General features: G+C 77.3%; 8 protein-coding genes. 2 read left to right on the forward strand and 6 right to left on the reverse strand.

Translation table 11 applies throughout. The annotated features are described in order from the left end of the window. Positions 1-963 (reverse strand): NAD-dependent epimerase/dehydratase family protein, encoded by a 963-nt coding sequence (locus tag G339_RS0127505; RefSeq protein WP_019634283.1) that lies wholly within the window; start codon positions 961-963, stop codon positions 1-3. Between the two features lie 134 nt (positions 964-1097). Between G339_RS0127505 and G339_RS0127510 the strand changes: the two genes are divergently transcribed. Continuing rightward, positions 1098-2843 (forward strand): glycosyltransferase, encoded by a 1746-nt coding sequence (locus tag G339_RS0127510; RefSeq protein WP_026341829.1) that lies wholly within the window; start codon positions 1098-1100, stop codon positions 2841-2843. Continuing rightward, complete coding sequence (locus tag G339_RS40655) at positions 2840-3766, forward strand: phosphotransferase family protein (RefSeq protein ID WP_338028951.1); 927 nt, start codon at positions 2840-2842, stop codon at positions 3764-3766. Before G339_RS0127510 ends, G339_RS40655 begins: the two co-directional genes overlap by 4 nt. 6 nt (positions 3767-3772) lie before the next feature. On the opposite strand, the gene G339_RS0127520 is transcribed toward G339_RS40655, so the two are convergent. The 5 genes from G339_RS0127520 to G339_RS0127540 form a co-directional block, all read right to left on the reverse strand. Further along, entirely contained in the window at positions 3773-5494 is a 1722-nt protein-coding gene (locus tag G339_RS0127520; RefSeq protein ID WP_019634285.1) for a TRAFAC clade GTPase domain-containing protein, read from the reverse strand. A 4-nt stretch (positions 5495-5498) separates the two neighbouring features. Continuing rightward, positions 5499-7826 carry a GAP1-N2 domain-containing protein gene (locus G339_RS0127525; protein WP_019634286.1) on the reverse strand — a complete coding sequence of 776 codons (2328 nt, stop codon included), beginning with the start codon at positions 7824-7826 and terminating at the stop codon, positions 5499-5501. A 3-nt stretch (positions 7827-7829) separates the two neighbouring features. Further along, on the reverse strand, positions 7830-9080 hold the full coding sequence (locus G339_RS0127530) for a TRAFAC clade GTPase domain-containing protein (RefSeq protein ID WP_019634287.1): 1251 nt from the start codon (positions 9078-9080) through the stop codon (positions 7830-7832). Positions 9081-9090: 10 nt separating this feature from the next. Then, positions 9091-11685, reverse strand: a complete 2595-nt coding sequence (locus tag G339_RS0127535) for a SaeA-related protein (RefSeq protein ID WP_051107981.1) — start codon at positions 11683-11685, stop codon at positions 9091-9093. Positions 11686-11851: 166 nt separating this feature from the next. Further along, entirely contained in the window at positions 11852-13435 is a 1584-nt protein-coding gene (locus tag G339_RS0127540) for an Hsp70 family protein (protein ID WP_019634289.1), read from the reverse strand. Between the last annotated feature and the right edge of the window lie 44 nt (positions 13436-13479).

Raw genomic sequence — 13479 nt, forward strand, 5'->3', positions numbered from 1 at the left:
TCACGCGCCGACGGGCGACGCGCCTTCGGGGACGGTGCCGTCGCCCAGCCGGTCGCGGAACCACGCGATGGTCTCCCGCAGGCCGCGCGTCAGCGGGACCTCAGGCGTCCAGCCGAGCGTCTCGCGCGCCCGCGAGGTGTCCGGTCGCCGCGTCCGGGGGTCGTCCACCGGGGCGGCGACCAGCCGGACCGGCGACCGGGAGCCCGCCAGCTCCCGGATGCGCAGCGCCAGGTCGAGGATCGTCGTCTCCCGCGTCCCGCCGATGTTGACCGGCCCCGCGCACCGCGAGTCCGCGAGCGCCAGCACGCCCGCGACCGTGTCGGCGACGTGGCACGCGGTGCGCGTCTGGCGGCCGTCACCGGTCACCGTCAGCGGATCGCCGCGCAGCGCCTGCCGGATGAACGTCGGGATCGCGCGGCCGTCGCCCGGCCGCATGCGTGGGCCGTAGGAGTTGAAGATGCGGACGATCGCGGTGTCCGTGCCGTGGCGCGTCCGGTACGCGGTGGTCAGCGCCTCGGCGAACCGCTTCGCCTCGTCGTACACGCCGCGCGGCCCGACCGGGTTGACGTTCCCCCAGTACGTCTCGCGCTGCGGGTGCTCCAGCGGGTCGCCGTACACCTCGGACGTGGAGGCCAGCACGAACCGCGCCCCGTGCGCGCGGGCCAGGTCCAGCGCGTGCATCGTGCCGAGGCTCCCCGCGCGCAGCGTCTCGATCGGCAGCCGCAGGTAGTCCGCCGGGGACGCGGGCGACGCGAAATGCAGCACCAGGTCCACCGGCCCGTGAACCGGAAGGGCGTCGGTGACGTCACATTCGAGGAGCCGGAAACGCGGGTCCGCGCGGAATCCCTCGACGTTCGCCCGCGTCCCGGTGACGAAACTGTCGAGGCACAGCACCGCCGTCCCCCGGTCCAGGAGGCGTTCGCACAGATGGGACCCGAGGAAACCGGCGCCGCCGGTCACCACCGCTCGCCGAAACGGTCGGCGCGGCAGTTCCCCCAACTCCACCACCAGTCCTGTGACCTGCGAAAACGTCGATTCCCCGCCGCTTTCGCGGCGTGCGGAAAGGCGGCCTCATGGTACACGGGAGCCGTTTGCGCGTGAAGATCTCCTGGGCGTCCGACCGGGTCCGGCGCGGAATCGGGGGAACGCTCGTCGTCGCGTCGGCGGGATACGTCGGATGGATCGCGACGGACGCCGCGGCCGACGACCTGTGGATTTCCCTGCCGTTTCTGCTGGCCAACCTGTTCATGGTGTCGCTGCTGTGCCTCACCGTTTTCAACAACTGGCACCGGTTGCCCGCGGCCGTTCCCGAGCCGGGCCCGTTCGCGGAGCCGCTGACGGCCGTCCTGGTCCCGACGCTCAACGAGCCGCCGGACATGCTGCGGCGCACGCTGGAGAGCGTCCTGCGCCAGGACTGGCCGCACGACCGGCTCGTCGTGGTCGTCGGCGACGACGGGCGGCGCGCCGCCGTCCGCGACCTGGTCGCGGAGCTGCGGGCCGCGTTCCCCGGCGCGACGCTGCACTACCTGCTGCCGCCGCGTCGGCGCACGCCCGAGCGGAACGGCGACGCCAAGGACGGCAACCTCAACGCCATGCTCGCGTTCGTCGCGCGCACCCACCCCGACGCCGCGTTCGTCGAGACCCGCGACGCCGACGACCTCGTGGGCGACCCGGCGTTCCTGCGCCGCACGGTCGGGCACCTGGTCCGCCACCCGGGCACCGCGTTCGTCCAGACGGTCAAGGACGCCGTCGTCGGCCCCGGCGACCCGTTCGGCAACCGCCGCCGCTTCTTCTACCGGGGCATCATGCTGTCCCGCGCCGCCACCGGGTCGGCGTTCCCGTGCGGCAGCGGCCTGGTGTGGCGGCGGGCCGACCTGGAGGCCATCGGCGGGTTCCCCACCTGGAACCTCGTGGAGGACCTGTACTCCGGGTACGTCGCGCTCCGGCACGGCCTGCGCGGCGCGTACCTGCCGATCGAGGGAGCGATCGGCCAGGTCGCGCCCGAGGATCTGCCGAACGTCTACAAGCAACTCGGCACCTGGGCTGTGGACACGCTGCGCATCCTGTACTGGCGGTCGCCGCTGACCGCGCGCGGCCTGACGCTCCGGCAGCGCGCGCAGTTCCTGGAGGTCGGCCTGTTCTACCTGTCGAGCGTGCCGACGCTCGTCCTCATGCTGACGCCCGCGTGCTGCCTGCTCGCGGACGTCCGCATGTTCCGGACGGCGACCGCGCTGCACGTCGGGTACTCGGTCGCGTACGTGACGCTGCTCAGCGTCTTCATGTACGCCCTCGGCAACGGCACGTCCTGGCGCGAGGTGTGGCGCGCCAAGCAGATCTGGGTCGGGCTGACGTTCGTCTACATCGGCGCGAGCGTGCGCGCCGCCTGGTATGGGCCGCGCCGCAAACCCGAGTACCGCGTGACGCGCAAGGTGCAGCGCGCCGGACTGTACCTCCGCGAGGTCGCGCCGCACCTCGCGCTGTGCGCGCTGCTCGTCGCGGCGCTCGTCCGGCACGCCGTCCAGCGGATTCCCGGGCCGCTTGACGCGATCGACACCGGGTCGGTGTTCTGGGCGGGAAGCTACGTGGTGCTGCTCGCCGGGTTCGTCCGGCGGAGCTGGTACGGCCTCGGCCGCGCCCCGGAGCCGGACGGGACGCGCCGGCCGCGCGGACCGCGCTCCGACGAACTGCTGCGAAAGGCGGGAACATGCACGGCCCCTACTCCGAACGCCTCGGCTGCCTCCCCGACGACCGGCTCCGCGCCGCCTGCGCGCGGCACGGCCTCGGCGGATTCGTCCGCGCCGAGCCCGTCCGGCACGGGAGCTTCGGGCAGAACCTCTTCCTGACCGCCGCGTCGGGGGAGTACGTCCTGCGCGGCAACCCCCACTACCCGGGCCAGTTCGCGGCGGAGCGGTACTACTCGGGGCTGCTCGTCCGCGCGGGCGTCCCCGCGCCGTGGCCGTACCGGATCGACCCGGGCGCGGACCTGTTCGGCTGGAGTTACGCGCTCATGCCGCGCATGCCCGGAATCCAGCCCGACGACCCGGACGTCCGCGCCGGACTGACGGCCGACGACCGGGCCGGGATCGCCCGCGCGCTCGGCACCGCGCTCGCCGCGATCCACGCCGTGACCGCGCCCGCGCCCGGCCGCTACCACCCGGCCGCCGACGCCGTCGTCCCGCTGGAGCCGCCGGACGCGTCGGTGTGGGCGCTGCCCGCGCCGCGCCCCGCCGGACCCGGCCCCGGCGGGCCGTACGCGCGGTGGGTCGCGGACCGCGTCCTGGCCCGCCTCGCGCAGGCCGCCGGGCACGCCCCCGCCGCGACGACCGCCGCCGACCGCGCCTGGACGGCCGGGCTGCTCGCCGAGAACGAGGCGGCGACGTCCGTCCCGTTCACGCCGTCGCTGGTCGTGGAGGACTACAAGGAGGGCAACACCGTCGTCGCCCGCGACGGCGGGACGTGGCGGGTGTCCGGCGTCTTCGACCTCGCCCAGTGCTACTTCGGCGACGGCGAGGCCGACCTGCCCCGCACGCTCTGCTCCTACCTCGACGAGGACCCCGGCCTCGCCCGCGCGTTCCTGGCCGCCTACCTGGACGCCCGCCCGCCGCGCCCCGGCTTCTCCGCCCGCGCCGCGACCCACCTGCTGGTGGACCGGGCGATGCTGTGGGAGTTCTTCCAGCGCAACCGCCTGCGCTGGTGGCCGGAGGACTGGACGTTCCGCGACTGGGCGGGCCGCTACCTCGACCTGCTCGCCCCGCTGCTGCCGTAGACGGCGTCAGAACGGCAGCCGCGTCGTGATCTCCGCGGCCGTCGCCGTCAGCGCCGCGAGCGTCAGCACCGACGTGCCCGCCAGGACCGTCCACCGGCCCACCTGGTAGCCCGCCGGGACCAGCGCCGCGTCCCGGCCCCGCACCGGCCACGGCGCGCGCAGCGGCGCGGTGCCGGGGATCTCGTCGGCGGCGTCCAGCGCGGCGGGCGCGTCCGACGGCTCGGCGGGGGACAGGCCCGCCGCCCAGCCGAGCAGGTCCGCGACGTACGCCGGGTCGGTCGTCAGGCCCGACCCGAAGTAGCGGACCTCGGCGGCGATCTGGTCCAGCGTCCGGACGGTGTTGCCGAGCCCCACCGACCGCAGCCACTCGCGCAGGTCCGGGTCGGCGTACAGCCGCCGCCCGACCTCCGTGCCGAGCAGCAGGTCGGTCTTGGTGATGACGACCGCGACGCGCTTCTGCCGCCCCCGGTCCGGCCGCGACCGCAGCTCGTTCAGCACCCGCTGCAGCGTGTCGGCCGGGTCCTCGCCGGACGGGCCCGCCGCCGCCTCCGCCCGCGCCCGCTCGGCGTCCGACAGGGACCGGCGGACGTGCGGCAGCGCGAACGGGTCCACGATGAACAGCAGCGCCTCGCCGTGGTCGAGGTAGCGCAGCGACTCCACCTCCGGCGCGCCCGTGAAGTGCTCGCCCGCCGGGTCGAACAGGTACAGGATGCGGCGGGCGCGGCCCGGCAGCTCCACGTCCAGCATCGTCGCCAGCGGCAGCTCCGGGCCCGTCTTGGCGGGGCGGCCGCCGCTGCGGAACGCGCGGACCGTCCCCGCGTACGCCGCCGCGTGCCGCGCCTCGACGAACGCGACGCGGCCCCGCACCGCCCGCGCCCGGCCGTGCAGCGCGCGGATGCCGAGCACCATGAACGTCGTCTTGCCCGCGCCGGGGCCGCCGACGAACGGCAGCGGCTCCACCCGGACGCGGCCGATGCGCGGCGGCAGCCGCCCCGCGCAGTGCGGGCAGTACGCGGCCAGCCGGAACCGGCCGAGCAGCACCGTCGTCGGCAGCCGCGCCCCGCACCGGCAGACGTGCCGGAACGCGCCCGCCGTGCCGGGCACCAGCCGCCCGTGCCGCGCCCCGCACCCCGGGCACGCGTACACCGGCAGCCCGATCCGCTCGTAGCAGAACGGGTGCGGGCACGTCTGGAGAATCCGCCCGTAGACGGTGAAGACGCGCTCCACCGCCCACAGCACGCCCGCGCAGACCAGCCACCCCGCCAGGCCCGCGGCCGCGACCGCCCCGTACAGGACGGTCAGCGCCAGCGCGAGCAGCGCGGCGGGCACCGCCGCGACCACGATCCCCGCGCACAGCCCCAGCCACACCGGGAACAGGAAGAACCCCCACGGCCCGCCGAGCAGCAGCACCCCGGTCAGCCGGACCAGGACCTCGCGCGCCAGCGTCCACACGCGCGGCCCCACCGCCCGCGCGATGGCCCACCAGTCCCGCCAGATCTGCCCGAGCAGGTAGTGCCGGTAGGCGACCGCCGGCTCCGGCACCGGCGACGGCCCCTCCCGCGACGACGGCGTCAGCGCCCGCACCGCCTGCGCGTAGGACAGCCCCGCCGCGCCGAACCCCGCCACGACCAGCGTGACGGCGAACAGCACCGGGAACACCACCGCGAACCCGACCACCATCGCCGCGACCCACGCCGCCGCGAGCGCCAGCAGCATCAGCGGATGCATCGCCTCACCGCCCCCGCCCCTCGGCGACCAGGTCGCGCAGCGCGGCCCGCAGCGCCGGGTCGCCCGCGAACCGGGCCTCCAGCCGCCGGCCCGCGAACCAGCCGTTCACCGCGGACCGCGCCCACGCCTCCAGGCCCGGCTCGGCCGCGCCGCCGCGCCGCAGCCGCAGCACCACCTCGACCAGCTCGGCGCGGGCCGCCGCGTCGCCGCCGCGCGCCGGGAGCGAACCCGCCCACCGCGCGCCCAGCCGGGCGCGCAGCCGCGCCGGGGCGGCGGCCAGCAGCGCCGCGCGGAACTCCGGGTCGCGGCGGCCGAGCCGCCCCGACGCGACGCCGAACGCGGGCTCGCCCAGCGGGCCCGCGTCCCGCGCGGTCAGCGCCGCGAGCGCGGCGGCGGCCCGGTCCGCGCGCTCCGCGCCGACCGCCGCCGCGCACTCGCCCACGGCCGCCGCGTCCCGGTCGGCGTCGCCGCCGGGCAGCACCGAGCGGACGCGGGCCGCCAGGCGCAGCACGTCCACGCCGAGGTCGGCGTCCCCGACCGCGCGCGCGAACGCCCGCGACGGCAGCGCCGCCAGCGCCGGGCGCTCGGCGAACGCCGCCGCGTGGTCGGTCAGCAGCGCCAGGCACTCGGCGGCCTCCGGCGGCGCGGCCCACACGTCGGCCAGGACGGCGTCGCAGCCCTCGACGGCCAGCAGCGCGGCGGTCGCCGCGACGCGGTGCCGGGGCCGCCGCCGCCCGACCGAGCCGAGCACCGCCAGCGCCGCCGCCGGGACGGCCGCCCAGCGCTCCGCGTCCGCCGGGTCCAGCGCGGCGTACAGCAGGTCGCAGGCGCGGTCGCCCAGGACCGCCGCGCGGGTCGCGGCGTCGGTCGCGTCGAGCCCGGCCAGCACGCCGTCCAGCAGCGCCGCGCGCGACGCGTCCGGGCACACCGCGAGCGCCGCCGGGACGTCCGCCGCGCCGCACCGCGTCCGGCCCTGCGCCGCCGCCGCGATCTCGCCCGCCCGCGCCGGGGCGCCCGCCGCCGCCGCGATCTCCGCCGTCCGCGCGACGTCGGTGAGGTCGCCCGCCGCCGCCAGCGCCGCCGCGACCGCCGGTTCCAGCGCGGGCCGCAGCTCCGGCGGCAGCGGGCCGCGCGGCAGCCGGTCCCGCGCCGCCGGGTCGGCCAGCGCCGCCGTCACCGCGCGCAGCGCGCACTGCCCGGCGACGTCCGCCGCGCCCGCCGCGCTCGCCAGGTCCCGGACGGCGACCGCCAGGTCCACGCCCATCGACGGGACGCCCGGCACCAGGTCCCGCCACACCCACTCGGGCAGGTCGCCGCCCGACCGGGCCAGCAGCGCCGCCGCCTCCGCCTCCTCGGCGGGCGCGACGCCCGGCTCGCCCCGGCACAGCGCCAGCAGCGCCGCCGCGCGCTCCAGCGCGCGCGGGCCCGGGTCGCCGTCGAGCCGCGCCAGCTCGCCGAGCGCGTCCAGGCCGGCGAAGTCCCCGGACCGCCAGCACGCGGCGGCCGTCCGCGCGAACCGGCCCGTGCCGGAGCCCGTGCTGGAGCCCGTGCTGGAACCCGTGCCGGAACCCGTGCTGACGCGCGAGCTGGAGCCCGCGCCGGGCAGGACGAACACCGGGCCGCCCTGGTACCGCACCGCCGCCCACACGTCCGGCGTCGTGCCGACGACCCGCTGCCGCGCGCCGTCGGGGTCCGCGCTGTAGGTGACGAACGTCAGCCGCTCCGCCGCCGCGAGCGGCAGCGAGTACGACACCACCGCGATCCACCGCGCGATCGGCTCCACGTCGTCCGCGACGAGCACCACCCGGCCGTGCCCCCGGCCGAGGACGTCCACGACGGCGTCCAGCAGCGGGGCGAGCAGGTCCGGCTGCGCCGCCAGCCAGTCCGCGAGCGCGTCGGGGGAGAACCCCGGATCAGGGGACAGGTCCGGCAGGTCGGGCAGTTCGGCGGGGTCGTCCGGGGCGGGGCCGGTCCGCCACAGCGGCGCGTTCCACAGCTCGGCGGGGCGCAGGCCCTCCAGCTCGTCCGGCTCGGCCACCACCGCGTGCGCGAAGAAGTTCCCGTACCGGCCCGAGTAGTCCTGCCCGAGGTACCGCGACCGGGCCAGCAGCGGACGGCCCTCGATCCGGTCGTACAGCAGCGCCACCGGGAACCGCGCCAGCTCGCCCGGCTCCGGCGACAGCGGCGCGTCCGGCGGCGGCCGGTACGCCAGGAACGGCGCGACCGCCGCGCGCACCCGGTCCGGCAGGCCCGGCGTCTGCGCCGTGAACTGGAACCCCGACCGGCCCGTCGGGCCGTTGCGCGCCGACGTGTAGTGCAGCTGCCAGGCCACCCGTCACGCCCCCCGGCCCCGCGCGCCCTCGGCCGCGCCGCGCGTCCCGTCGAGCATCCCGAACCGGTACAGCAGCCACAGCAGCGGGTCCTCGGCGCGGTGCGGCCGGACGCCGCCCGCCCCGACCCGCCCGTTCTCCGGGACGCCGCCCAGCGCCGACAGCCCGAACAGCGCGAAGTCGGCGTACTGCTGGCCGAGGTAGGTCTCCAGCCGCCCCGCCTGCCAGTCGTGCAGCAGCGACCGGACCTGCTCGTGGACGGCGTCGCGGTCGTCCAGGTCCAGCACGCCCGACCCCGACCGGGACCGGTGCAGCGCCGACTGCCGGGCCAGCTCCGGCGCCAGCACGTCGATCTTCGTCAGCGCCACCGCGACCGGGACCTCCAGCCGCTCGCCCGGCCGCGTCCCGTGCCGGGCCCGCAGCGCCTCGGTCACCCGCGCGATGATGTTGACGGGCTCGGAGTCCGGCTCGGCGTCGGAGTCCGGGGGCGGGGCCGCCGTCAGCGCCGCGCCCGCGCCCGGCAGCTCCAGCGGGTCGACCAGGAAGATGATCGAGTCCGCCGCCTCCAGGTACCGCAGGTGCAGGTCGCGCAGCTCGCGGCTGCGCAGGTCCTCCCCGGCGGTGTCGAACAGCACCAGCGCGAGCGAGTCCGTGCGCTCCCGCGCGAACCGGCCGCGCCGCGTCCGCGTCAGCAGGTACACCAGCGGCTCGCGCGGCGACGTCGCCGCGCTCGCCGTCGTCGGCAGCAGCCGCCGCTCCTCCAGCAGCGGACGCGCGAAGTCCCGCTTGTACCGCTCGATCGTCCGGTCGTCGCACGCCACCAGGGACGCGTCCAGCTCCGTCCCCACCCGGTTCATCAGCTCGTGCAGCAGCACCGCGATGTAGGTGCTCTTCCCGGCGTTCTTCGCGCCGACCAGCGCCACGATCCGCCCCGGCGCCTCGCAGTACGCCGACGGCAGCGGATTGTGGCACTCCCCGCACACCCGGCTGCCCGTCGGCTGCCCGCACGCCGGGCAGTCCGCCCGCCCGCCCCGGCCCGGCGCCGCGAACACCGGCGGCAGCGACGCGCCCGCCGCCGACCCCGTGTACGCCGCCAGCCGCTCGTCCAGCACCGGCGCGCAGCCCGCGCGGCGGCCCGCCTGCCCCCGGCAGCGGAACGGGATTCGGTGCGCGGGCGCCACCGCGAAGCAGTACGGGCACGTCACCGCCTGGCGGGCCGGGGCCTTCGGCAGGCCCACCCGGGACGCGAGCGACACGACGCACCTCCTATTTGGCGACCCGCAGCGAGCGGACGGGGGGATCGCCGAGTTCGATCCCATCATCCTCGGCGAAGCACCGCAGCCAGTACGGCCCCGCGACGCGCGGCAGCGCCACCGTCAGCTCGCCCGGCACCGGCACCCCGTCCCACACGCCCAGGACCTCCCCGTCGTCGGCGCGGTGCGGCATCACCCGGCCCGCGCGCAGCACCAGCGCCAGCCGCCCGATCCGCGCCGCGCGGCCGCCGGTCAGCCGCACCGTCAGCGTCCGCCGCCACGGCGGGCCGCCGCGCAGCAGCTCGTAGCCGACGATCGTGCGGCCCGCCAGCCGCGCCGCCGCCGCCGGGCCGGTGACCCGCGCGCCGCCCGACGTGCCGACCGCCGCGACCGCGACCTCCACCGGCTCGTCCTCGGGCACCGGCAGCCGCAGCCCGCCGTGCGTCTCGTACGCCGCGCGCGTCACCTGGCGGCGCAGCGGCGCGCGCAGGCCCGTCGCGGGATCGGTCCCGACGCGGTAGGCGACCTCGACCTCGGCGGCGTCGCCCGGCCAGTCGAACCCCAGGTGGACGTGCGCGCCGCGCCGCTCGGCGATCAGCCGCTCCGGCGCGGGCAGCCGCAGGTGCCGGTGGTACGCGCCGACCGCCGCCGCGCCGCCCGCGACCGTCACCGCGACGATCCAGCCCGCCCGGTCCGGCCGCACCGCGAGCCCGCCCGGCGCGGGCTCGGCGGGCAGCCGCCGCGACGCCGCCCGCACCTCCGCCAGCGGAAGCAGCGCGCTGCGCGGCCACGGCGGCGGGCCCTCGGTCAGCACCAGCTCGACGGTCCCGTGCGGCGGCGGGACGAACCGGACGAGCAGCGCGTCCCGGTCCGTCGGATGCGGCCCCGCCGCCAGCTCGTACACCGGCCCCGGCGGCGCGGTCGGCGCGGCCGACCGCCGCACGCCCGGCGTCACGACCTCCCGGCCGTCCGCGTCCAGGTACACCGCCGCGACCGTGTAGTGGTGCGTCGTGTCGTTCGGGACGTGGTCGCGGAACCCGTCGCGGGACGCGGGCAGCGGCCGGCCGTCCCGCGTCACCCGCGCGCCCGCCGCCTCCGGCGGCAGCGACCACCGGCCCGACACGACGCCGTCGCCGACCGACAGCTCCACCGCCGCCGGTTCCGGGCGGACCGTCACCGGGCCCGTCACCGCCGGGACCGACGCCGCCTCGCCGCGCACCGCCGTCACCGCGTAGAACAGCGGCGCGTTCACCGGCGGGCGCTCGTCGCGGCCGCCGACCAGCGGCTCGCCGTCCGCCGCGCCGCGCGGCGGCCGGTCCCGCCGCCGCACCACGTGGTACCGGATCTCGCCCGCCGTGGACGGCGACGGCTCCCACGACAGCCGCACCACCGCGCCGCCGTCCGTCGCGTCGACGTCCGCGCGGACCGCCGGGACCGGCGCGGGCGGCAGCCGCCGCTGCAGTTCCGCCGCGCCCGGCAGGTCCCGGACGAGCCGCAGCGCGTCCGCCAGCAGCCGCCACGCCCGGTCCGGGTCCGGGTCCGCCGCCGCCTCCTCGCGCAGCCGCACCGCCGCGTCCACCCGCCGCCGCGCCTCCGCCGCCAGCACGGCCGTCTCCTCGTCGGCGTCGTCGTCGGCCGCCCCCGCCAGCTCCGCGGCCGCGAACACCTCGCCCGCGTCCAGCAGCGCCCGCAGCCGCGCCGCCGGGCCGCCGCCCCCGCCCGCCTCCCGCACCACCGCGAACACCAGCCGCCGCGCGTCCTCCGGCTCGACGCCCAGCTCCTCCAGCGCGTACCGCAGCAGCGCCCGCTCCGACGCCCGCTGCCGCGCCCGCTCCCGCAGCCGCTCCACCACGTCGAACAGCACCAGGCCCGCCGGGTCCGCGCCCGACCGCAGGCCCGCCAGCACCGTCCCCGCGTGCGTCGTGCTCGTGTCCCGGCTCCGCCGCGCCCACGCCGCGACCGCCGCCTCCACCGCCGCCGCGTCCAGCGACACCCCCGGCGCCGCGAACCCGCCGAGCACCCGCATCGGGCCGCGCAGCCGGTCCCCGAACAGGAAGTCGGCCAGATGCCGCTTGCCGAGGACGTCCAGCGACTCGCGGACCTTCGGGTACGCCGCGTACGGCGCCGCGGGCGGCAGCGGGTCCGGGTCGCGGATCTCCACCTGGTCCGCGACCGCCAGCTCCCGGCCCTCCGCCGCCGGGACGCCCGCCGCCCGCGCGATCGACTCCACCTCCGCGGGCGTCACCATCCGCAGCGTCCCCGCCGCGTCCGACAGCCGCGCCCGCGCCGCCGCCCGCCGCCGCTCGTCCAGCTCCCGGCCGCCGCGCAGCCGCTCCGCCAGCGGCCGCAGATCCCCGCGCTCCGCCGCCGCGAACACCGGCGCCAGCTCCCGGTGCTCGGCCTCCAGCCGGTCCACCAGCCGCCGGTACTTCAACTGGCCGCGCGCCCGCCGCCAGCACTGCCGGACCTGCTTCACCGCCGCCGCGACCGCCGCGGGCTCCAGCGGATCGGGCAGCAGATACCGCACCCGCAGATCATCGGGCGGCCGGTCCCCGGCCGCCCGCGCGGGCTCGAGCACCGTGCGCCGGTACTCATCGTCTGTACTCATGGCCTCGCTTCGCTCGGCGGGCGCGCGGCGCTTCACGCGGCGGCTTCCCTCGTCGCGTGCTCGCTCCTTCGTCGCTGCGCGCGCTCCTCAGTCCAGCCGCCGCGCGCCGCGCGCGGTGTTCATGGCCTCGCTTCGCTCGGCGCGCGCCAGTGGTCACCGGGGGGCCTCAGCTCACCTGGACGCGGGAGAGGGCCGTGCGGGAGCGTTCGACCTCCTCTTCGGACATGCCGCCGACGTCGATCTTGAGGTCGAGGCGCTCGCCCTTCTCCTTCTCGACCGCCGCGACGTTGAGCAGGCCCGACGAGTCGAGCTGGAACGTCACCTCGATCGGCCAGCCCGCCTGCTTGCCGGACGGGATGCGGATGTCCCCGGCCGCGATCTCGGTGTTGTCGATCAGCTCCGGCGACTCGACGCTGCCCGCCTGCTCCATCACCCGCACGTCCGCCGAGTCCTGGTCGTCGAAGACGGTGAAGAAGTCCTCGGTGCGGGCGGCGGGCAGCTCGTCGTTGGCGTGGACGAGGTGCGCGACGCTCTCCTCGCCCGTCTCCCGGTCCACCACGACGATCCCGAACGCGTGCGAGGCGACCGTCCGGATGCGGCGGCCCGCGATCTGCCGCTGCTGCTCGGCCGACAGGCCCGCCCGGTTCGCCATGTCGGCGGCCTGCTCCGCCGCGCCCTCGCGGACCAGCCGCCGGTAGGTCTCCTCGAACGCGTACAGCGCCGCGCCCTTGGCGACCGCGAGGTCGGGGTCCTGGAGGCGCGGGCGCATCCCCAGCTCGTTCTCCAGCCGGGACGCGACGACCGGCATCTTGGTGGACCCGCCGACGAGCACCAGGTCGTCGTAGTCGTGGACGCCCTTCTCCGCCGCCGTCGTCAGCGTCCGCCCGGTGATCTCGATCGTCCGGTCCAGCAGGTCGCGGGTCAGGTCCTCCATGCGCTCGCGCGTCAGCTCCACCGCCGCGACCCGGCCGTCGTGCATCACCCGGACGGTGTGCGCGGTGCGGGTCGTCAGCGCCTTCTTGGCGTCCTCGGCGTCCCGGCGGAGCTGCTGCTCGGTCTGCCGGTCGTCCAGCGGGTCGGACGCGTCGGGGTGCTCGGCCAGGAACCGTTCCGCGAGGAACTCCACGATCCGCTCGTCCCAGTCCGCGCCGCCCAGCTCGTGGTCGCCGTCGGTGCAGACGACCTCGATGTGCCCGCCGCGCAACGCGATGACCGTCGTGTCGAACGTGCCGCCGCCGAGGTCGTAGACGAGGATCGTGCGGTCCGCGTCGGGGTTCAGCACCCCGTAGGTGATCGCCGCGGCGATCGGCTCGGACACGATGTCGATGACGTTGAGGCCCGCGATGCGGCCCGCCTTGTGCGTCGCGTCCCGCTCGGCCGCGCCGAAGTACGCCGGGACGGTGATGACGACGTCCCGCGCCTCCTCGCCCGCGCTGGTCCGCGCGTCCGTCGCGAGCTTCAGCAGGATGAACGCCGACAGCTCCTCGGGCTTGAAGTCGATCCCGTGGATCTGCCGGGCGACGTCGCGGCCCATGTCCCGCTTGATGAGGCTCACCACGTTGTCGGGGTCCAGCGCCGCCGTGTCCTTGGCGGTCGCCCCCACCACGACGTTGTCGCCGCTCTCGAAGTAGACGACCGAGGGCGTCGTGTCGGTGCCCTCCAGGTTGCGCAGGACCGCGGGGCGTCCCACATCGTCGATGGAGGCAATGCAGGAGTACGTGGTTCCCAGGTCGATCCCGTAGACAGCCATGTCCCTCTTCACCTATCGGTACCGCGTTCCGGTGCTTGTCCCGG

This window comes from Actinomadura atramentaria DSM 43919, assembly GCF_000381885.1.
GTDB lineage: Bacteria > Actinomycetota > Actinomycetes > Streptosporangiales > Streptosporangiaceae > Spirillospora > Spirillospora atramentaria.

Coding starts and splice junctions, on each gene's coding strand:
- G339_RS0127540 (WP_019634289.1), bottom strand. CDS start 13,435: ATGGCTGTCTACGGGATCGACCTGGGAACCACGTACTCCTGCATTGCC.
- G339_RS0127535 (WP_051107981.1), bottom strand. CDS start 11,685: ATGAGTACAGACGATGAGTACCGGCGCACGGTGCTCGAGCCCGCGCGG.
- G339_RS0127520 (WP_019634285.1), bottom strand. CDS start 5,494: ATGCATCCGCTGATGCTGCTGGCGCTCGCGGCGGCGTGGGTCGCGGCG.